The organism is Pseudomonas sp. JL23 (assembly GCF_056933585.1).
Map to the genome: position 1 here is coordinate 5,367,946 of NZ_CM167795.1, position 21,439 is coordinate 5,389,384.

The following is a 21,439-nucleotide window of genomic DNA, read 5'->3' on the forward strand; positions in this document are numbered from 1 at the left end:
TGTACAGGGTTTGTCAGAGTAAACCCAGCTGTTCGATCTCGGGCTTGAGCTCCGGCAGGGGCGCAAGGCCCGGCAAGCGTGCCATCAATTGCTGATGAAAGCGGCGGGCCAGGTCCGGCGCCTGGATATTGTCCGGGGTATGCAGAAACACATAAGGTGTGCGGCCTTCTTCGATCCACTCGGCGACTTTGCTGACCCAAGGGGCGAGAAACGGGTCATTGGCCTCCAGCAAAGGATGGCCGATAAAGCGCACCTGCGGAAACTGCGTCATGGCCGCCGGGCGCAGCGGCACCTTGGGCTTTTTCGATTGCGCATGGAGCACCGCAGGGTCGCCGGAAACACAACTGAACAGCGGCCGCGAATCCAGGCAGATGCGCTCGACACCGCGATCGAGCAACAGGCGGTTGAGCATGCGCTCCTCTTCGCCTTTTTCGAAGAAGGCCATGTTGCGCACCTCTACCGCCAGCGGGCACTCAAGGGCGTCGATAAAGGCTGCCAGTTCACCCAGGCGATTGGGCGTGAAACTGCGGGACAGCTGCAGCCAGAAAGGGCTGACCCGGGCGCCCAAGGGCGCGAGCAGTTGCATGAACTCTTCGGCGGCCTGCAGCCGATCGCGCAGATCACCACCGTGGCTGATATCGCCGTGGAATTTGGCGGTGAAACGAAAGTGCGCCGGCCACACTTGCGCCCAGCGCTGCACTGTAGAAGCGGCGGGACGTGCATAAAAAGTGGTATTGCCTTCGACGGCATTGAAGACCTGGGCGTACAGATCAGGCATTTCGTTGTTGCGGGTTTGCGGCGGATACAACGAGCCGCGCCAGGCATTATCACCCCAGGACGGACAACCGATGTAGTAAGGCAGGATGTCACCAGGCAGACTATTCAAACGTGCAGATCAAGCCCGGACACTTCCAGATCCCAATCGACGAAACTGGCAGTATTTAGATAACTGGCCAGTGCGGTCGCGACACGGCGACTCATGGAGCGAGGGAAGATAATGTCTTGCTGACGAGCAGGAACGTTGGGAGTTGGCGCCGACTGGGCACCGCTGGCACTTTGCCGACGAGAAGTGTTTGCCGGTTGCGCAGGAACCTCGATATCACTGTCTGCTACTTCTTCGAAGGTGCCTTCGACCGTCGCAGAGCCTTTACGTGGCTTGCGCTTTATCGGGTAGGAGCGTGCTGAGGGTCCGTCTATACGCATAACGGCGTTCTCTACTTTATTAGATAGTGGCAATTTAACGTCACGGAGAGCCCCCTGGCAATTCTCCGAACGATAACTAGACCACACATCTTGAAAAAGAGTTCAGAACAGGGCTCTGAATCGCGGGTTTGGCGATGAAAGGTCGCTTATCGACGAAGTTAGTTCGATAAGTGCTATTACATCGCTATTGCCTTGCTATCGGCCTGACATCACCGCGCTTTAGGCGTCGCAACCTGATCGCGAAGGTAAACCGGCTGAGCCTGATCGGCGACGATCGCTTCACCACGTTGCCAGGCAAAGGTTGCCAGGCTCAGCAGATCCTCGGCGTGGGGCAGCAGGCTGGCGTCCATGGCAACGGGTTTGACGGCGATGCGTTCGGCATAGCCCCAGCCCGTGCCGGAACCGAACCATTCGCCACTGGCGTCCGCTGGCAGGGCTGCACGCTCCGGCGGCAGAACAACTTCGTTGCCCAGCAGACGCATTTCGCCGCCGACTTCGTGATAGCAGCCCCAATACACCTCATCCATGCGTGCATCGATGGCTGCGGCCACCTGGCGAACGCCGTGCTCGCGATAAGCGCGCTGGGCCAGCACCGCCAGGTTGGACACCGGCAATACCGGACGCTCGAGACCAAAGGCCAGGCCCTGAACCACACCAATAGCGATACGCACTCCCGTAAAGGCACCCGGCCCACGACCAAAGGCAATCGCGTCCAGGGCATTGAGGCCGATCCCGGCTTCGGCCAGCAGGGTCTTGATCATCGGCAGCAGGCGCTGGGCGTGCAGGCGTGGAATCACCTCATAGTGGCTCAGCACCTTGCCGTCATGCAGCAAGGCAACCGAACAGGCTTCAGTGGCGGTATCCAGGGCCAGCAGGGTGCTCATCAGAGAGGTATCCATGGTCGGGAAAAAAGTGCGCCATTGTAAACGCAAAACGGCCCGCAAGCGGGCCGTTGTTCACTGCGTACGGTTTCTCTTAGCTGAGGGCTTCGAGAACCTTGGCAGTGATCGACTCAACCGAACCGACGCCTTCGATGTGGCTGCACTTGGGCGTACCGTCCTGGGCTTCGAGCTTCTCGTAGAAGTCGACCAGTGGCTTGGTCTGGGAGTGGTAGACCGACAGACGATGACGAACGGTTTCTTCGACGTCGTCCTTGCGCTGTACCAGCGGCTCGCCGGTCACATCATCCACGCCTTCAACTTTCGGCGGGTTGAACATGACGTGGTACACGCGGCCGGAGCCTTCGTGGACGCGACGACCGGAAATACGCTGGACGATTTCTTCGTCGTCGACCTTGATCTCAACCACGAAATCGATGGCCAGGCCAGCGGCTTTCAGGGCTTCAGCCTGAGGAATGGTGCGCGGGAAGCCGTCGAACAGGCAACCGTTGGCGCAGTCAGGCTGCTCCAGGCGGTCCTTGATCAGGCCGATGATCAGGTCATCGGATACCAGGCCGCCGGAGTCCATCACGCTCTTGGCCTTCAGGCCCAGTTCGGTGCCGGCCTTGACCGCTGCGCGCAGCATGTCGCCAGTGGAGATTTGCGGAATGCCGAACTTCTCGGTGATGAACTTCGCCTGAGTACCTTTACCGGCCCCCGGAGCTCCCAACAGGATTACGCGCATCGATGTGCTCCTCAATTTTTATATAAAAACGCAGGATTCGCCTCTTGGGGCCAATCGCTAAAAACAGGTCTCGGCCAAACGGCCAAAGGCTGATCAAGATACACAGCAGACACAGGTGGCACAAGCCGCCTAAGGTCGCACTAACCGAAGGTGTAATAGCCGCTATAAGGTAGTGGATTAACCTGCGACGCCCTGCCCCGCCAGATTTTTGGCGATTCGCCGACCCTTGTCGGACAAGGCCTTGGCGCGCCTTGTCCGACAATAGTCGGAAAATCGACTCAACCGGTGTTGCGCAATCCGGCAGCAATCCCCGCAACAGACACCAGTAAAGCCTGTTCCAACGGGCTGTCCAGACGCGCCTCGCGAGTTCGTGAACGGGCCAGCAGTTCGGCCTGAAGCAAATGCAGCGGATCCAGGTAGATATTGCGCAGGCTGATGAAATCCAGGGTAGCCCGGCTGTGGGCCAACAGCTGCTTCTGCCCCGTCAAGCCCAGTACCACTTGGCACGCCTGCGACAATAGGTCGCGCAAATGCACGCCCAGATGGCGCAACCCAGGCTCCACCAGACGTTCGTCGTACATCTGCGCAATATCGCTGTCAGCCTTGGCCAGGACCATCTCCAGCATGTCGATACGGGTGCGGAAAAACGGCCACTGTTCGCGCATCTGCCCCAGCAAATCGCCCTCGCCCCGCTCCAGCGCGCGGCTCAGGGCTGCTTCCCAGCCGAGCCAGGCAGGCAGCATCAGGCGGGTCTGGGTCCAGGCGAAGATCCACGGAATCGCCCGCAGGCTTTCCACCCCGCCCTCACGGCGTTTGGCCGGACGACTGCCCAAGGGCAGACGGCCCAGTTCCTGTTCAGGCGTGGCCTGGCGGAAATACTCGACGAACTCGGGGTTTTCCCGCACCACCGCGCGGTAGGCACCGACGCCATCGGCCGCCAACTGGTCCATCATCGTGCGCCAGGCCGGCTCAGGCAGTGGCGGCGGTTGCAGAGTTGCCTCCAAAACCGCAGCCAGATACAGGTTCAGGTTCTGCTCGGCGATATCCGGCAGGCCGAACTTGAAGCGGATCATCTCGCCCTGCTCGGTGGTACGGAAACGCCCGGCCACCGAACCCGGCGGCTGCGACAAAATCGCCGCATGAGCCGGGCCGCCGCCACGGCCCACGGTACCGCCGCGACCATGGAACAACAGCAGTTCGACCTGTTGCGCGCGGCAGATCTCCACCAGCTTTTCCTGCGCCCGGTACTGCGCCCAGGCCGCCGCCGTCGTGCCGGCATCCTTGGCCGAGTCGGAATAGCCGATCATCACTTCTTGCGGGCCATGCAGACCCGCGCGATAACCCGGCAGGCTCAGCAGTTGCTCGATCACAGGCCCGGCGTTATCCAGGTCGGCCAGGGTCTCGAACAGTGGCACCACGCGCATCGGCCGCAGCAGCCCGGCTTCCTTGAGCAGCAATTGCACGGCCAGTACATCCGAGGCGGCACCGGCCATGGAGATCACGTAGGAGCCGAGAGACGCCTCAGGCGCCATGGCCACTTCACGGCAGGTTGCCAGTACTTCAGCGGTATCCGCCGCCGGTTTGAAATGGCTGGGCAGCAATGGCCGCCGGTTATTCAGTTCGCGCAGGAGAAAATCGATACGCGTCTGCTCGTCCCAGTCTTCGTAGCGACCCAGGCCAAGATAGTCGGTGATCTCGGTCAGGGCCGAACGATGGCGGGTGGAGTCCTGACGCACATCCAGGCGCACGAGGAACAGGCCGAAGGTCACCGCCCGACGCATGCAGTCGAGCAGCGGCCCGTCGGCAATCACGCCCATGCCGCATTCGTGCAGGGAGCGATAGCACAGTTGCAAAGGCTCCAGCAGCTCGCGATTGCTGTGCAACACGGCTTCCGGCGCCGGTTGCGTGCTGCTCAACGAGCTGTGTGCCCAGTTACGGGTGGCGCGCAGGCGCTCGCGCAGCTGCTTGAGTACGGCGCGATAAGGCTCGGCGCTTTCGCCGATTGCGGCCTGCAATTCATCGCTGGCCTGTTGCATGGACAGCTCGGCGGCCAGTTGATCGACATCGCGCAGGTACAGGTCGGCGGCCATCCAGCGCGCCAGCAGCAGGACTTCACGGGTCACGGCAGCGGTGACATTGGGGTTGCCGTCACGGTCGCCGCCCATCCAAGAAGCAAAGCGGATGGGTGCGGCTTCCAGGGGCAGATGCAAGCCGGTGGCGGCATGCAGGGCCAGGTCGGCCTTGCGCAGATAATTGGGCACGGCCTGCCACAGGGAATGCTCGATCACCGCAAAGCCCCACTTGGCTTCGTCCACCGGGGTGGGTCGGGTGCGGCGAATCTCTTCGGTGTGCCAGGCTTCGGCGATCAGCCGTTGCAGGCGCTGGATGATTTGTTCACGCTCGGCACTGCTCAAGTCACGATGGTCGAGGGCGGCCAGTTGCGCGGCAATGGCGTCGTATTTCTGGATCAGGGTGCGGCGCGCCACTTCGGTGGGATGCGCGGTCAGCACCAGCTCGATCTCCAGTTTGCCCAACTGCCGGGCCAAGGCTTCCGGCGCCTGGCCCGCGGCTTTCAGACGGTCCAGTAACTGCGGCAGGATCACCGATTCGAATGGCTGTTCCTGAGACTCTTCGCGACGGCGAATCAACTGATATTGCTCGGCGATATTGGCCAGGTTGAGGAACTGGTTGAACGCCCGCGCCACCGGCAGCAGCTCATCCTCGCTCAAGCCGTCGAGGCTGGCGCTCAGTTGCTCGGTGCCCGCCGCCGAACCGCGCCGACCGGCCTTGGCGCCCTTGCGGATGCGCTCGATGGTCTCCAGAAAATCCGCGCCGCGTTGCTCGCGGATGGTGTTGCCCAGCAGTTCGCCGAGCAGGTGGACGTCTTCACGCAAACGCACATCGATATCGGCCATGGTCCCTTTTTCCTTGTTGTCGATGGACGAACAGATCAGCAAATCGCCTTCCAGAATGACCAGAGCGCCGGGCAGATACAAGTGCGCAACAGTAATCAAGGTCAGCGAAAAACGCGTCAAAAGACCAACGTCAAAAGTATGAAACGGAATAAAAAGCTGACTGGTTAGTGGGAAATAACTCTGAACTATTCAAAAACCCGGCAGGTCCCAGCCAATAACCATGACAGGGAACCTATTTACCCCGGTCATGGAAAATCGAGATTTCTGGAGCAACACAATGGAGTTGACCACCATGACTACCAGCACAGCCAAATCCACGTACTCACGTCTTCGCGGGCTCAAGTTGGCCGCGTTGGCAGTGGGCGCCAGCGTTGTTCTCGCCGGGTGCGCAGGCAATCCGCCGACCGAGCAGTACGCCGTGACCCAGTCCGCCGTGAACAGCGCCGTCAGCGCTGGCGGCCCGGAATACGCTGCCGTGGAAATGAAATCGGCCCAGGACAAATTCAAGCAGGCCGAAGTGGCCATGCACGATCAGAAATATGACGAGGCCCGTCGCCTGGCCGAACAGGCCGAGTGGGATGCCCGGGTCGCCGAGCGCAAGTCCCAGGCGGCCAAGGCGCAGAAGGCGCTGGACGACGCGCGCCAAGGAGTCAATGAACTGCGTGAAGAAAGCATGCGTCAGGTGCAACCGGCGCAATAAGCCGCCGTGTTCCTTGCCGCTTTCATGCATTCACTATCGATTTGAAGGACGAATATTATGCGTAAGCAATTGATGATCCCTGCCCTGCTGGCCCTGAGTGTTGGTCTGGCTGCTTGTGCGACTCCGCCTAACCAGAATCTGGAACAGGCCCGCGCCAACTACACCGCGCTGCAAAGCAATCCTCAGGCAACCAAGGTCGCAGCCCTGGAAACCAAGGACGCCAGCGACTGGCTGGACAAGACCGATATGGCCTACCGCAATCATGAAAATGAAGCCAAGGTCAATCAGATGGCCTACCTGACCAACCAGCGCGTAGAGCTGGCCAAGCAGACCATTACCCTGCGCTCGGCTGAAGAAGACCTGAAAAACGCCGCCGCCCAACGCGCCCAGGCCCGTCTGGATGCCCGTGACGCGCAGATCGCCGCGCTGAAGAACAGCCTCAATGCCAAACAGACCGAACGCGGCACCCTGGTGACTTTCGGTGACGTGCTGTTCGACTACAACCGCGCCGAGCTCAAGCCCAACGGCCTGACCAACGTCAATTCCCTGGCCCAGTTCCTTCAGCAGAACCCGGACCGCAAGGTGATCGTCGAGGGTTATACCGACAGCACCGGTTCTGCCAGTTATAACCAGTCGCTGTCCGAACGTCGTGCTGACTCCGTACGCATGGCACTGGTGCGCATGGGCGTCGACCCGGCCCGTATCGTCGCTCAGGGTTATGGCAAGGAATACCCGGTTGCCGACAACACCAGCAACTCGGGGCGTGCGCAGAATCGTCGGGTGGAAGTGACCATTTCCAACGATAACCAGCCGGTGGCGCCGCGGTCTTCGATGCATTAACAGCGACCCGTGAACCGGTCCGATAGATCTTAGGGCCATGTGGGACCGGCTTTAGCCGGGAAGGCGTCGGCACGATGGATACATTTCTATCGTCTGTCACGGAGTCTTCCCGGCTAAAGCCGGTCCCACGCTTTAGGGCAACACCTTCTTCGGCGTCTCCTCTCCCGCGCAGCGCACCGCCTGCTTCTTGTCGTTGATCAGCACGCCTGACAAGCCTTTCTTCTCGGTATTGAACAGCACCAGCACGCCATCAATGCACTGGGCCACTTCTACGGCAGGCTCGATGGCGATCTTGTATTCCTCCCCCGGCGCGGCCATGAGCATGGTGAACTGGTTGAGCAGCAGCGCATCCTCCGGCTTGGCGAAGTGCAGGTAGCCGTAGTACCACAGGGCACCGACGGTGCCGATGATGGTGCAGATACCCGTGATAATCATCGGGATGGCGTTACGTTCTTCAGTCATTGCGGGGTCTCGGGCTTGCTCGATTGCGAATTCGGATCGGGATAGTTGGGTATCTCGCCCAGGCGGCGCAGGCCGTTGAAATGCTGCGGGTCATCGAGATAACGCAGCATCACCTGGCGCCAGGTAGGGTCGGCAAAGGTCTGCACATGCGCGCCCCGGGTCAGTTGCAGCACCCGTGGCAGGGGCGCCTCTTTATACAGGGCAATGCCGTTGCCCATCGGCACCTGAGTGTCGTCCATGCTCTGGAACAACAGAAGCGGCGTACCCTGCAACTGCGCCATGCCATTGATCGCGCTGTCGCCGTCGGGGATCAGCCAGGACAGCGGGGTCTGCAAGGTCCAGGTCAGCCAGGACGTACCGAGGGTGTAACGGGCGACGTCGCGATAACTTGCCGGAGTGCCGTCGAGCACCAGTGCCTTGAGTCGTTGACGCTGCTGCGGGTGCTCGGCCAGATAGTGCACCGCCAGAGCGCCGCCGATGCTTTGCCCCAACACCACCAAGGGTTTGCCCTGGGTTTCGGGGGCCTTGTCGATCCAGCTAAAGGCGGCATCGATATCCTGATAGATCGCCGGCAGGCTTGGCTCGCCCTCGGACAGACCATAGCCACGATAGTCCAGCAGCAGAACCTGATAACCCTGCTCCGGCAACCACCAACTACCGCCCAGATGCCACGCCAGGTTGCCGCCATTGCCATGCAGATGCAGCACCGTGCCCTTGACCGCCACACCTTCCTTGGCGGGCAGCCACCAGGCATGCAGATGCGTGCCATCGGCGGCAGTCAGGGTGATATCACGGTATTGCAGATGGGCCTTTTCCGGGGTGAACGGCAAGCCCGGCTCGGGGTAGAACAGCATCGAACTGCAACCACTCAGGGCCAGCAGCATCAGCAGGATGAATGGTTTCAAATGGTGGTGCCCCTCAACGTGTTTTCCGCAGGAGTCGGCTTGCTGGCGATAGCGGCGCATTAGCCACCGGCACTATTGCGAGCGCTTCGCACTCGATCGCCACCAAGGCGGCTCCCACACAGATATCGCGAATCCCCTACAAGATATTGGAATAATCCGCTTCGATCCGATCCAGGCTCAGGTGGTTAAGGAAGTTGGAGAAACACATCCATGCCGACAGGGCATTCATGTCACGGAACTGGTCCGGCAGGTATTTGGGCGGCACCACCAAGCCTTCGTCCACCAGTTGGCGCAGCGTGCGCATGTCTTCCAGGGTGGTCTTGCCGCAGAACAGCAGCGGCACCTGCTCCAGCTTGCCTTTGCGCACGGCGAGCTGAATATAGTTGTAAACCATGATGAAACCCTTGAGGTAGGACAAGTCTTTGGTGAATGGCAGACCGTCCGGCACCGATCCACGGAAAACTCGACTGGCATTACCGTAACTTTCCGGCATGCCGAAACCCTGCTCGCGGTAGAACTCGAAGACTTGCAGAAAGTCCGCGCCCTCCTCGGCCATATGAATGGCGCGCGTGCGGTTGGTCAGCTTGCGCAGGCGGCTGGGGTAGGACGCAAAGCCGATGACCTCCATGAGAATCGCCAGCCCTTCCTGGGTCACCGTCGACGAAGGCGGGCCCTTGGCGAGGAAGGTGCAGATCGGCTGGTTCTGACCGTTGAGCGTAGTGCCCACATGGACCAGACCTTCATGGACTTCCAACGCACGTACGTCGCGCTCGTTGAACATGGCATCGGAACGAATCTTGATGTAGTCCGCACCCGCCGCCGCATCGGCGACGATACCGTCGGACTCGAACACCCGAATGGTTTCCTCGGCCTCGCCGAACACCTTGTTCAGGCGGCTTTGCAGCATCGCCACGGCATCCTTGGCGGTGAGGGTCTTGGGTTCGTCCTTGAGATCGCCGCGCCCGGCAATATTGTTCAGATAGTCGGAGAGCATCATGCCCAAGTCGGCCAGGGTCGGGTCACCGGCGTGAAAGGCATCGGACGCCGCCCCGTACAATTCTTGGGAAATGAGGCCGAAATCCGCCGTGCCACGGGCTTCGAGCATGCGGATCACCATGCGGTATTCCTTGCACATGCGCCGCATGATCTGCCCCACCGGGCTGAACTGGCCCAGGCGCCGGGTGATATCGCGCTCGATATTCTGGAACTCCAGCTTCACCGCCGTCGAATCGAAGGCCAGCGGCCGGCCTTCGTAATAGGCCCGGTCCACCTTGGGCATGGCCTTGCCCTTGGCAGCAAGGAAGTCCTTGCGGATGCTGTCATCCCACTTCACCGCATCCAGTACCCGGATCGGTGTCTGCGCCTGCACGATGCGGTCTGACAATGCTCGAATAGTCTGTTGGTAATCGTCCACCCGCTACTCCTTGGTTGGTCAGCTGTATCGCCCTACTTGGGCACGCGCTGGTAATGCGCGGCATCGAGGAAAACATCGGAATTGGCCGGGTCGTCGAGGTAGCCGAAAACCTGCTCCAGGGGGCTGTCGATCAACAATACCTCACCCTTGTCGGTTTCCACCTTTTGGCCGCTGAGGGCCTTCTGCTCGACCCATTTTTTGAAGCGCTGCGGATCGAGGCTGTAGAGCACCAATTGGTCATTTTCGATCAGCTCGAAACCACCCATGATGAAATGTCCACCGTACTTGTCCGGCAGCTCGGTCGACAGATACCAGCGCCCGTGATGCTCGGCCACGGTCATGCTGTATTCGTCACGGTTCTTGCGATCGCCCTTGCGGTAGCTGACGGCCCTGTAGCGCCCTTCACCCACGCGGCTGATCTCCAGTTCCAGGGGCTCGCCCCAGGCATTCTTGCTGGTCCAGGTGCCGAGCAACGCTGAAGGGGCGATGTCATGGGCGGGGATGGTGCCGGTGAAGGTGACGAGACAGCCGCTTAATGTCAGAAGTATCAGGACCACCGATACGCGCCATAGATGCTTGAGACACCCCGTAGCCATATCAATCAATGGCATCAGAGGGACCGGCTTTAGCCGGGAAGGCGCATTCCCGGCTAAAGCCGGTCCCACAGTGTGTGCGGTGTGATGGTGCAGTGTCAGCGACACAGCGCAATCTCCTAGGCGGCAGTCCCCAAAACCAGACGCATCTGGCGAGTGAGAATAGCGAGTATTTCAGCATCCGCTTCCGGCTGCGGGCCATGTAACAGGCCTTGATACTCCATCCGCCGGATAATCGCCGTCAACACTTGCGCGTCCTGCGATGGCTGGGCAGAGCCAATCACCTGCAGAAACTGGCAGGTGCCCTGCAACAGAATCTGCTGATGGGCCGCCACCAGTTCGGCCAGTTTGGGGTTGATCAGCGCTTCGTGATGGAAGGCATGCTCGGCGATCAACTGGTCGCGACGGATCAGCGACTGATGGCGAATATAGTCATGGGCCATCACGGCGATCTGGTCGGCGAGGCGGGCACGGGCAGCCGTAGTGCCGTCGCTGCGGGCGACCATTTCGCGCAGGATGACTTCGGTATTGCTCCACAGCCGGGCCATATAGGCCGCGCTGCGCTCGACGTAACGGGAGAAGGCATCGGTGAGCAGCGCGTCGATGTCTTTGAAGTAATAAGTGGTCGCGGACAACGGTACATTGGCCTCGGCAGCGACGGCCCGGTGACGTACGGCACGCACGCCATCACGGATGACGATGCGCATGGTGGCATCGAGAATATCCTGGCGACGTTGCTCGCTGCCTTGCCGACTGGCCTTGCGGCCTTGATAACGGACGCTGTTGGCCACGGCGGTAGCGATACCGGCCGCGCCATGGAGAGCGATCGTGCGGGTCACGACGGGGGTTCCTTTTTTTTGTTGGAGGCGATGGGGCTGAATGAAGAACATTCTGTGGGACCGGCTTTAGCCGGGAAGGCGCCTTCCCGGCTAAAGCCGGTCCCACAGGCCAGCATGCACACACAAAAAAGCCGCCCTGCGCGGGCGGCTTTTTTGTCTTACGCCTGTGGCCGCATGTGCGGGAACAGGATGACGTCGCGAATCGATGGCGAGTTGGTCAGCAGCATGACCAGGCGGTCGATACCGATGCCCTCGCCCGCCGTTGGCGGCATGCCGTATTCCAGGGCGCGAACGAAGTCGGCGTCGTAGTGCATGGCTTCGTCATCACCGGCGTCCTTGTCGGCCACCTGTGCCATGAAGCGCTCGGCCTGGTCTTCCGCGTCGTTCAGCTCGGAGTAGGCGTTGGCGATTTCACGGCCGCCGATGAACAGCTCGAAACGGTCGGTGACGTTCGGGTTGTCATCGTTGCGACGGGCCAGCGGCGAGACTTCGAACGGGTACTGGGTAATGAAGTGCGGCTGTTCCAGCTTGTGCTCGACCAGCTCTTCGAAAATCATCACCTGCAGCTTGCCCAGGCCTTCGAAGCCCAGCACCTTGGCGCCGGCTTTCTTGGCGATGGCACGGGCCTTGTCGATGTCGTTGAGGTCGTCGGCAGTCAGGTCCGGGTTGTACTTGAGGATCGAGTCGAACACCGACAGGCGCACGAACGGCTCGCCGAAATGGAACACCTTGTCGCCGTACGGGACGTCGGTGCTGCCAAGTACCAGCTGAGCCAACTCGCGGAACAGTTCCTCGGTCAGGTCCATGTTGTCTTCGTAGTCGGCGTACGCCTGATAGAACTCAAGCATGGTGAACTCGGGGTTGTGCCGGGTCGAAACACCTTCGTTACGGAAGTTGCGGTTGATCTCAAACACCTTTTCAAACCCACCTACAACAAGCCGCTTGAGGTACAGCTCAGGCGCGATGCGCAGGAACATTTCCATGTCCAGGGCATTGTGGTGAGTCTCGAACGGCTTGGCTGCGGCGCCGCCAGGAATGGTCTGCAGCATCGGCGTTTCCACTTCCAGAAAGTCACGCTTCATCAGGAAGCTGCGGATATGGGCGATGACTTGCGAACGCACGCGGAAAGTCTCGCGCACTTCTTCGTTGACGATCAGGTCGACGTAGCGCTGGCGATAGCGCTGTTCGGTGTCGGTCAGGCCGTGGTGCTTGTCCGGCAGCGGGCGCAGCGACTTGGTCAGCAGGCGCACGCTGGTCATTTCGACGTACAGGTCGCCCTTGCCGGAACGGGCCAGGGTGCCTTCGGCGGCAATGATGTCGCCCAGGTCCCAGGTCTTGACCGCAGCCAGGGTTTCTTCGGACAGGGTTTTGCGATTGACGTAGACCTGGATGCGACCGGTCATGTCCTGAATCACCATGAACGAGCCACGGTTGAGCATGATGCGACCTGCAACCTTGACCGGGATCGCTGCCTCAGCCAGTTCTTCCTTGGTTTTGTCCACGTACTGCTTCTGCAGGTCATTGCAGTAGCTGTCGCGGCGGAAGTCGTTGGGGAAGGCCTGACCCTTGGTGCGCTCGGCAGCAAGCTTCTCCTTGCGCAGGGCGATCAGGGTATTTTCTTCCTGTTGCAGGGCTTGCGGGTCGAGTTGTTGGTCGCTCATGTCTTTAGATTTTCCATCACAGGTTCGTTGCCCCCGGCAGTCGGCAGGGGATCGCGGGCTCGTCTTGCGAACGGCCCGCCATGCAGTATTTAAAGCCCTTGCTTGAGGCTGGCGATCAGGTATTCGTCGAGGTCGCCGTCGAGCACCTTGTCGCAGTCACTGCGTTCGATGTTGGTACGCAGGTCCTTGATGCGCGAGGCGTCAAGCACGTAGGAGCGGATCTGATGACCCCAGCCGATGTCGGACTTGGTGTCTTCCAGCGCCTGGGAAGCGGCGTTGCGCTTCTGCACTTCCTGCTCATACAGACGCGCGCGCAACATCTTCATCGCGGTGTCTTTGTTGGCGTGCTGGGAACGTTCGTTCTGGCAGCTGACCACGGTATTGGTTGGAACGTGGGTGATACGTACCGCCGAGTCAGTGGTGTTTACGTGCTGACCACCGGCACCGGAGGAGCGGTAGGTGTCGATGCGCAGGTCCGACGGATTGATGTCGATTTCGATGTTGTCATCGATTTCCGGCGAAACGAACACGGCCGAGAACGAGGTGTGGCGACGGTTGCCGGAGTCGAACGGGCTCTTGCGTACCAGACGGTGCACGCCGATTTCGGTGCGCAGCCAGCCAAAGGCATACTCGCCCTTGATATGCACGGTGGCACCCTTGATCCCGGCGACTTCACCGGCGGACAGTTCCATGATGGTCGCGTCGAAGCCGCGCTTGTCGGCCCAGCGCAGGTACATGCGCAGCAGGATGTTGGCCCAGTCCTGGGCTTCGGTGCCGCCGGAACCGGCCTGGATGTCCAGGTAAGCGTTGTTGGGGTCCATGTCGCCGCTGAACATGCGGCGAAACTCGAGCTTTTCCAGTGCCTCGCGCAGACGCTCGACTTCAGCCGCGACGTCATCGACGGCAGCCTGGTCTTCTTCTTCGGCGGACATCAGCAGCAGGTCCTTGGCATCGACCAGGCCGGTGGACATTTCGTCCAGAGTCTCGACGATCTGCGCCAGCAAGGCACGCTCGCGGCCCAGGTTCTGTGCGTATTCGGGGTTGTTCCAGACGCTTGGATCTTCGAGCTCGCGGTTTACTTCGGTCAGACGATCATGTTTGTGATCGTAGTCAAAGATACCCCCGAATGGTTTCGGAGCGCTCGGACAGGTCCTTGATGCTGTTTAGGATCGGGTTGATTTCCATGGTGGGCAGCACTCGCAGGCGAAAATTACAAAGCCGACGAGTATACCCTACCGGGCTGACGCATGGCAGCCCGTCGGGACCAGAAGCTGGCCCCGTTTATTGGCCCACCGACACCCGGTTACGCCCGTTGTGCTTGGCCTGATACAGGCCTTTGTCGGCTTCCTGGATCAACTGGCGGCTGTTGCTGCCCACGCCCGGGGTCACGGTCGCAACGCCAATGCTCACGGTCAGGTGCGAGCCCGGTGCCGGTGCGATGTGCGGGATATTCATGGCGGCCACCGTCTGGCGCAGCTTTTCCGCCAGCAGGCGAGCGCCGCCGGGGGTGGTGCTGGGCAACACCAGTGCGAACTCTTCGCCACCATAACGCGCCGGCAGATCCGACGGGCGAGCGCAGCTGGCACGGATGGCCTTGGCCACCTGGCGCAGTGCTTCATCGCCTTCGAGATGGCCGAAGCTGTCGTTGTAGGCCTTGAAGAAGTCCACGTCGATCATCAGCAGCGACAGTTCGCTCTGCTCACGAGTGGCCCGGCGCCATTCCAGCTCCAGGTACTCGTCGAAGTGGCGACGGTTGGACAGGCCGGTCAGGCCGTCGGAGTTCATCAGGCGTTGCAGCACCAGATTGGTGTCGAGCAACTGTTGCTGGCTGACCCGCAGCGCACGGTAGGCTTCGTCACGTTGCAGCAGGGTCATGTAGGAGCGCGAGTGATAGCGGATACGCGCGACCAGCTCGATATTGTCCGGCAGTTTGACCAGGTAATCGTTGGCCCCGGCAGCAAATGCCGCACTCTTGATCAGCGGATCTTCCTTGGTCGACAACACGATGATCGGGATATCCCGGGTGATCGGGTTGTTGCGGTATTCGCGCACCAGGGTCAGACCGTCCAGACCGGGCATCACCAGATCCTGAAGAATCACCGTGGGCTTGATCTCGATGGCCTGGGCAATGGCCTGATGCGGGTCGGCGCAGAAGTGAAAGTCGATATTCTCCTCGTTGGCCAGCCCGCGGCGCACGGCTTCTCCGATCATGGCCTGGTCGTCGACCAGCAGTACCATCGCGGCATTTTCATCCGTGGCCTTCAGACCGTCCATTTGCAAGTCATGCATGAGGGTGCTCCTGGTCACTGGCTGGCAGTGAATTCACCTGGAAAATCATTGCGCAAATACCTCGGTCAAACGAGGTGCGATTGTGGAAAGCGGGCGAATTTCGACCGCCGCGTCGATGGCGGCAGCGGCCTTTGGCATACCATAGACCGCACTGCTGTGTTGATCCTGAGCGATGGTCAGGAAACCTTGCTGACGCATCAACTTGAGGCCTTCGGCACCATCTCGCCCCATCCCGGTCAACAGAACACCCACGGCATCACCACTCCAATAGCGTGCCACACTTTCGAAAAACACGTCGATTGAAGGGCGGTAGATTTCGTTCACCGGTTCTGCGGTGTAGGCCAGATTGCCGTTCTGCAACAGCCGAATATGGTGATTGGTCCCCGCCAGCAACACCGTTCCCGGCTGCGGCGGCTCACCCTCACGGGCCAGGCGCACAGGCAGTCCTGAAGCGCTGCTCAGCCACTCGGCCATGCCGGCGGCGAACACCTGATCTACATGTTGTACCAATACGATAGCCGCCGGAAAACTGGCGGGCAGTGCCTTGAGAAGCAATTCCAGTGCCGCCGGGCCGCCAGCCGAAGAACCGATTGCCACCAGCCCCCGGCGCTTGACCGCCGCGCGTATCGGCGCGGCAACCATGGGTTCGCGGGTGTGGCGCTTGCCGATCAGCCAGCCGATATTGAGTATCTTGCGCAGTAACGGCGCCGCCGCTTCCTTCGGGTTGGTACCACCAATGGCCGGGGTATCGACCACGTCCAACGCGCCATGGCCCATGGCTTCGAACACACGATGGGCATTCTGCTGGCGATCAACGGTCACGACAACGATCGCGCAAGGCGTTGCCGCCATGATCCGACGAGTTGCCTCGACACCGTCCATGACCGGCATGATCAGGTCCATCAGGATCAGGTCCGGCGTGTGCTCGGCACAACGGGCTACCGCGTCGGCACCGTTGCACGCGACCCAGATCACCTCATGCTGCGGCTCGAAAGCGATGGCTCGGCGCAGGGCTTCAATTGCCATAGGCATATCGTTGACGATGGCAATCTTCATCCTTGTGCGTCTCCTATCAGCTCCGCGACCACATCGAGCAACGCGTCATCGTGGAAGCTGGCCTTGGCCAGATAATAGTCGGCACCGGCATCAAGGCCGCGGCGCCGATCCTCTTCGCGGTCCTTGTAGGACACCACCATCACCGGCAGCGATTGCAGGCGGCTGTCGCGCCGCAACAGAGTGACCAACTCGATACCGTCCATACGCGGCATGTCGATATCGGTAATCAACAGATCGAAATCCTCGCTGCGCAAGGCGTTCCAGCCGTCCATGCCGTCCACGGCCACGGCGACTTCATAACCGCGGCTGAGCAGCAACTTGCGCTCCAACTCGCGCACCGTCAATGAATCGTCCACCACCAGCACGCGCTTGCGCGCAACGCTGTCGACCTGGCGACTGCGCCGGTCTATACGTTCCAGGCGGCCGGTATTGAGCAGTTTCTCCACCGAACGCAACATGTCTTCGACATCAACGATCAACACCGCCGAACCGTCGTCGAGCAAGGCCCCGGCGGAAATATCCTGAATCTTGCCCAGACGCGCATCCAACGGCAAGACCACCAGGGTGCGCTCGCCGACAAAGCGCTCCACCGCCACGCCATAAGCGCTGTCGCGCTCACGGATGACCACAACCTTGAGCACTTCCTGCGGGTCCGGATTGTGCGGGCGCTGCAACAGTTGAGTGGCGGCAACCAGGCCGATATGCCGTTCTTCGTGCCAGAAATGCTGACGCCCTTCCAGCTGGACAATGTCTTCGCTGGCCAGGTCGCGCATGCATTCGATATGCGCCAGGGGGAAGGCATAAGCCTCGCCACCCACTTCCACCACCAGGCTGCGCACCACCGACAGGGTCAGGGGCACCTCGAGCTGGAAGCGACTGCCCTGGCCAGCGGCCTGATGCAGCTCAACGCCACCGCGCAGCTGGCGAATCATGTGTTGCACGGCATCCAGGCCGACGCCGCGCCCGGAAATCTCCGTGACCTTGTCGCGCATGCTGAACCCCGGCAGGAACAGGAAGCTGAGCAGCTCTTCCTCGCTCATCTGCGCGGCGGTTTGCGCCGGTGACAGTTGACGCTGAACGATGCGGTTGCGCAGGCGATCAAGATCGACACCATTGCCGTCATCGCTCAGTTCAACCACCAGCATGCCGGCCTGATGCCTCGCCTTGAGACGGATGACGCCCTCGGCCGACTTGCCAGCGGCAGCGCGTACATCCGGCATCTCAATGCCATGGTCGACGGCATTGCGCAGCAAGTGAGTCAGCGGCGCCTCGAGTTTTTCCAGTACGTCGCGGTCGACCTGGGTTTTCTCCCCTTCGATATCCAGACGCACTTGTTTGCCCAATTCCCGGCCCAGATCCCGGACCATTCGCGCCAGGCCCTTGAGCACGTCGGCAAACGGACGCATGCGGCAGACCAGAGCCGTGTCATAGAGCAACTGAGCGCGCTGGTTCGACTGCCAGCCAAACTCGTCCAGTTCGGCGGTCTGCTGGATCAGCATCTGCTGGGCTTCGCTGTTCAGGCGCCGGGCGTCGGCCAAGGCCTGGCGCACGTCTTGAGGCATATCGGCGCCACCAAGTGTGGTTTCCAGAGTCGCCAGGGCGCGGTCACTGCCGCTCTGCATGCGCTTGAGTCGCTGCATATTACTGAGGATCGGCTTGACCCGCTGGGTTTCCACCAGGGATTTGCTGGCCAGATCAAGCAGGTTGTTCAGACGGTCGGCGCTGACCCGCAGAATCCGTTCACCGGTGTCGGTGCCCCGTCGATTGGGTACCTGAACATCAGCATTGGCGGGTACGGCGGGCGCATTGGCGACCGGTTCCGGCTCGGCAGGCGCCTCGACATCGGCCTGCGCATCAGCCTGGGCCATGGTCAGACTGGAAATATCGTCGGCCAGCAACGGATTGACGCCCGACGGCATGGCACTGCCCAGCAACAAGGCATTGGCCAGCAACATTTCATCCGCGCCCATGGGCGGCGCCACCGGCGCGCTGACCCCGGCACGAGTGCCCCTGCCCTGACTGGACAAGGTATTCATGCGTTCGACGAACGTATCAATATCGCCCTGCCCGAGACTGCTGTCTCCCGGCGTGGCGATGCGCATCAGCAAATCGGTGCCGAACAGCAAGGCGTCGATATGTTCAGGTTGCAGGTAGATACGCCCTTCCTGAGCGCTGACCAGACAGTCTTCCATCACATGGGAAACACTGACGCCGAAGTCCACACCAACAATCCGCGCCGCGCCCTTGAGCGAATGAGCGGCACGCATGCAGGCCTCGAGTTGATCGGCCTGGGTCGGATCGCGCTCCAGGGCCAGCAGGCCAAGGCTCAACACCTGGGTCTGCGCCTCGGCCTCCAGGGTGAACAGCTCGAACAGTGAAGCGTCGCGCATTTGATCGGGGGTCATGTCAGGCTCCGAGTGATTGCGGACAGCAGTTGTTCCTGATCAAGCAGACGCAGGCTGCGGGATTTCCATTGCAACACGCCGAGGGTAAAGCGGGCATTGGCCTGGTTCCCGGACACAGAGGCGGATTCCAGCTCTCGCTCGTCCATGGCATGAATGCCGTCAACTTCATCCACCGGTACCACCACCGGGCCGCCCTGGGCCGCGACTATCAACATGCGCGGGGTGATCCGCCCGGTCGGATCGATGACCACGGCAGGGTCCAGACCGAGCAATTCGACCATCGACAGGCACGGCACCAATACGCCACGAACATTGGCCACTCCCATCAGCGCCCGGGAGCGTTGGTGCGGCAACGAATGCACGGTCTGGAGCGGGGCGATTTCCGACAGGCAACGGGTCGGCAGGCCAAGCCATTCCTCGCCGAGACGGAACACCACGATCGAACGGGTCTTGATCTCGCCCTGCACATACTGGGCAGAACGGTCGTCATGGGCTTCCTGGGACAACGAATAGCGATCCAGCAGGCGCGTGGCCGCCGAGGAGTAAACCGAACAGTTTCGGCAATGAATATGCTCGACCAGTAACGGACAGGAACGGTCGCCGTGGATGCCGATACGGTTCCAGCAGTCGTCGATAGCCTGGGCGCCCTCGTCAATCACGCTCACATGGCTATAAGAGCCAGTCATCGACGGCTTCCTTCTTTATTATTGTTGCTGCGCGCCGCGCGATCCTGAAGACGCCGGGCACCGGCAGCGTCACCCTGGGCGGCCAGCAAGGCGGCCAGTTGCGCCAGGGCTTCGGGGTGCTGCGGTTGCAGGTACAACGCCTTGCGGTAAAAACCCTGGGCTTCACGGGTGTTGCCGGCCACTTCGCTGAGCAGCCCCAGCCAGTAGAACACCTGCGCCACCGGCTCATGCTGTTGCAGATAACGCTCGCAGGCCGCCTTGGCCTCGCTGCTTTTACCCTGATTGGCCAGGCTTGCGATGGTGGCGAGCAGGGTCGCCACGTCATCGCCGCCAGCGCTTGCGGGAACCGGGGCCGGCCGCAGGCTGCGACTGGCGAACGGCGCGACGCTGGCGTCAAAGGGGCGCGATGAAGCGGCCGGGGTCGGCAGCGGCAGGTCAACGACCTTGCGCGGGTTCGTTCGGGCAATGGGTGAAAGCACCGACGGCAATAGCGGTTGAGCAGCCTCAGCGTCCGCACCGGCATGACGAAAAGCGAACGACTGGGGAATCCCCGTCGAGCGCATACCCATGCGACTGAGCAGCGAACCTTCGGCCGGACCGATGAACAGCACGCCGTCGGCATGGGTCAGGCGCTTGAGGGCTTCGAAAACGTGTTTTTGCGTGGCCTGGTCGAAATAGATCAACAGATTGCGGCAGAACACAAAATCATAATCCAGCTTCTTGGCGGGCAGCATCGGATCGAGGATGTTGCCGGGCTGGAAGTCGACCTGATCACTGACCCGCTGATCGATCTGGTAGCCATCGTTGATCGCAGTGAAGTAACGCTCGCGAAACTCGATGCGATCGCCGCGAAAGGAGTTCTTGCCATAGATGCCACGCTTGGCACGCTGGATCGACAGCGGACTGATGTCGATGGCATTGACCTTGAATTGCTGCGCCGTGAAGCCGGCATCGAACAGCGCCATGGCAATGGAGTAAGGCTCTTCGCCCGTCGAACACGGCACACTGAGAATGCGTAACGGACGAACGCCATTGAGCGCCTGCAACCGTTCAATGGCCAGCTTGCCCAGGGCAATAAAGGATTCGGTGTAACGGAAAAACCAGGTCTCCGGCACGATCACCGCTTCGATCAGCGCCTGCTGCTCGGCACTCGACCCCTGCAGCAACAGCCAGTAGGCATCGCTGTCGATGGCGCCAGACGCGGTGAAGCGTTGGCGCAACGCCCGCTCGATGATCGACTCGCCCACGGAGGTCACATCCAGGCCGATGCGCTCTTTGAGAAACCTGAAAAAGCGCGCGTCGTCACTCATGGTGCGTCCTCAAGCGAGGCAAGGTCCCAGGGTTCCTGCGGGTAGAGCAATTCACGCACAGGATCGCTGAGCAGTTCCTGCACGCGGATCCACTGTAATAATCCAGTCTCGCTTTCACGCACCGGCCCCAGATAAGGCGCCTGGCGATTGTCCAGGCCGTAAGCCTTGAACTCACTGCGCGGGCAGCGCAGGGTGTCAGTGGCCTGTTCGAGGATCAGGCCCAGCAGTTGTTCCGGGCGCTCGGCATCGGCACGGTAATGAACCATCACCAGACGCGTGCTGGTACGGGTGCTGGCCGGGCGGCCGAACGTCAACGCGCTGACATCAATGACTGGCACCACCTGGCCGCGATGGGCCAGGACGCCCGCGACCCAATGCGGCGCTTGGGCGATGGCGCGCAACGGCAGGCGCGGCAGCACTTCCGCGACTTCCATCGCTTCCAGGGCGTAGCGTTCCTCGCCTATGCGAAACAGCAGGAACAGGGTGTTCGACGCTGCCTTGGCAGCACCGCGCTCAGCCGTACGTTCGCTCATCGGCA

20 protein-coding genes are annotated in these 21,439 nt (G+C 61.1%); 2 read left to right on the top strand and 18 right to left on the bottom strand.

From position 1 onward, the window contains the following. Positions 1-13 precede the first annotated feature (13 nt). The 5 genes from AC1Z24_RS24745 to ppc form a co-directional block, all read right to left on the bottom strand. Positions 14-877 (bottom strand): DUF72 domain-containing protein, encoded by an 864-nt coding sequence (locus tag AC1Z24_RS24745; protein ID WP_483746710.1) that lies wholly within the window; start codon positions 875-877, stop codon positions 14-16. Between the two features lie 5 nt (positions 878-882). Continuing rightward, complete coding sequence (locus AC1Z24_RS24750; protein ID WP_483743086.1) at positions 883-1,203, bottom strand: hypothetical protein; 321 nt, start codon at positions 1,201-1,203, stop codon at positions 883-885. Between the two features lie 209 nt (positions 1,204-1,412). Then, positions 1,413-2,087, bottom strand: a complete 675-nt coding sequence (tsaB, locus tag AC1Z24_RS24755) for a tRNA (adenosine(37)-N6)-threonylcarbamoyltransferase complex dimerization subunit type 1 TsaB (protein WP_483743087.1) — start codon at positions 2,085-2,087, stop codon at positions 1,413-1,415. Positions 2,088-2,178: 91 nt separating this feature from the next. After that, positions 2,179-2,826: an adenylate kinase gene (adk, locus tag AC1Z24_RS24760; protein ID WP_483743088.1), complete on the bottom strand. Its 648-nt coding sequence runs from the start codon at positions 2,824-2,826 to the stop codon at positions 2,179-2,181. 278 nt (positions 2,827-3,104) lie between these two features. Then, complete coding sequence (gene ppc / locus AC1Z24_RS24765; RefSeq protein WP_483746711.1) at positions 3,105-5,741, bottom strand: phosphoenolpyruvate carboxylase; 2,637 nt, start codon at positions 5,739-5,741, stop codon at positions 3,105-3,107. Positions 5,742-6,033: 292 nt separating this feature from the next. On the opposite strand from ppc, the gene AC1Z24_RS24770 reads away from it, so the two are divergent. Both AC1Z24_RS24770 and lptF read left to right on the top strand, forming a co-directional pair. Further along, a complete protein-coding gene (locus AC1Z24_RS24770) occupies positions 6,034-6,441 on the top strand; it encodes a DUF4398 domain-containing protein (protein WP_483743089.1) in 408 nt (135 codons plus the stop codon). A 57-nt stretch (positions 6,442-6,498) separates the two neighbouring features. After that, positions 6,499-7,281 carry a lipotoxin F family OmpA-related lipoprotein LptF gene (gene lptF, locus AC1Z24_RS24775; RefSeq protein WP_483743090.1) on the top strand — a complete coding sequence of 261 codons (783 nt, stop codon included), beginning with the start codon at positions 6,499-6,501 and terminating at the stop codon, positions 7,279-7,281. Between the two features lie 132 nt (positions 7,282-7,413). Here the strand turns inward: lptF and AC1Z24_RS24780 are convergent, their stop codons facing one another. The 13 genes from AC1Z24_RS24780 to AC1Z24_RS24840 form a co-directional block, all read right to left on the bottom strand. Further along, a complete protein-coding gene (locus AC1Z24_RS24780; protein ID WP_483743091.1) occupies positions 7,414-7,743 on the bottom strand; it encodes a PA3694 family proteiin in 330 nt (109 codons plus the stop codon). Beyond that, on the bottom strand, positions 7,740-8,627 hold the full coding sequence (locus AC1Z24_RS24785) for an alpha/beta hydrolase (protein WP_483746712.1): 888 nt from the start codon (positions 8,625-8,627) through the stop codon (positions 7,740-7,742). The genes AC1Z24_RS24780 and AC1Z24_RS24785 overlap by 4 nt, the downstream gene beginning before the upstream one ends. A gap of 157 nt (positions 8,628-8,784) precedes the next feature. Continuing rightward, complete coding sequence (locus tag AC1Z24_RS24790) at positions 8,785-10,062, bottom strand: flavohemoglobin expression-modulating QEGLA motif protein (RefSeq protein WP_259105804.1); 1,278 nt, start codon at positions 10,060-10,062, stop codon at positions 8,785-8,787. A gap of 32 nt (positions 10,063-10,094) precedes the next feature. After that, entirely contained in the window at positions 10,095-10,658 is a 564-nt protein-coding gene (locus AC1Z24_RS24795) for a hypothetical protein (protein ID WP_483746713.1), read from the bottom strand. Between the two features lie 116 nt (positions 10,659-10,774). Beyond that, on the bottom strand, positions 10,775-11,494 hold the full coding sequence (locus AC1Z24_RS24800; protein ID WP_483743092.1) for a TetR/AcrR family transcriptional regulator: 720 nt from the start codon (positions 11,492-11,494) through the stop codon (positions 10,775-10,777). Between the two features lie 158 nt (positions 11,495-11,652). Then, complete coding sequence (gene lysS, locus AC1Z24_RS24805) at positions 11,653-13,155, bottom strand: lysine--tRNA ligase (RefSeq protein ID WP_259105807.1); 1,503 nt, start codon at positions 13,153-13,155, stop codon at positions 11,653-11,655. An 89-nt stretch (positions 13,156-13,244) separates the two neighbouring features. Then, a protein-coding gene (gene prfB, locus AC1Z24_RS24810) for a peptide chain release factor 2 (protein WP_259105808.1) occupies positions 13,245-14,340 on the bottom strand; the annotation gives its coding sequence in 2 pieces (ribosomal slippage) (positions 13,245-14,267 and positions 14,269-14,340; 1,095 coding nt in all). Between the two features lie 96 nt (positions 14,341-14,436). Further along, positions 14,437-15,444 (bottom strand): diguanylate cyclase, encoded by a 1,008-nt coding sequence (locus tag AC1Z24_RS24815; RefSeq protein WP_483743093.1) that lies wholly within the window; start codon positions 15,442-15,444, stop codon positions 14,437-14,439. 45 nt (positions 15,445-15,489) lie between these two features. Continuing rightward, the gene (gene cheB, locus AC1Z24_RS24820; protein ID WP_483743094.1) at positions 15,490-16,500 is read right to left on the bottom strand and encodes a chemotaxis-specific protein-glutamate methyltransferase CheB; all 1,011 of its coding nucleotides are present in this window, start codon (positions 16,498-16,500) and stop codon (positions 15,490-15,492) included. Next, positions 16,497-18,905, bottom strand: coding sequence for a response regulator (locus tag AC1Z24_RS24825; protein ID WP_483743095.1), 2,409 nt, complete (start codon positions 18,903-18,905; stop codon positions 16,497-16,499). Before AC1Z24_RS24825 ends, cheB begins: the two co-directional genes overlap by 4 nt. After that, positions 18,902-19,591 (bottom strand): chemotaxis protein CheW, encoded by a 690-nt coding sequence (locus tag AC1Z24_RS24830; RefSeq protein WP_483743096.1) that lies wholly within the window; start codon positions 19,589-19,591, stop codon positions 18,902-18,904. The genes AC1Z24_RS24825 and AC1Z24_RS24830 overlap by 4 nt, the downstream gene beginning before the upstream one ends. Continuing rightward, positions 19,588-20,901, bottom strand: coding sequence for a CheR family methyltransferase (locus AC1Z24_RS24835; RefSeq protein ID WP_483743097.1), 1,314 nt, complete (start codon positions 20,899-20,901; stop codon positions 19,588-19,590). The genes AC1Z24_RS24830 and AC1Z24_RS24835 overlap by 4 nt, the downstream gene beginning before the upstream one ends. Then, entirely contained in the window at positions 20,898-21,434 is a 537-nt protein-coding gene (locus AC1Z24_RS24840; RefSeq protein WP_483743098.1) for a chemotaxis protein CheW, read from the bottom strand. The genes AC1Z24_RS24835 and AC1Z24_RS24840 overlap by 4 nt, the downstream gene beginning before the upstream one ends. Between the last annotated feature and the right edge of the window lie 5 nt (positions 21,435-21,439).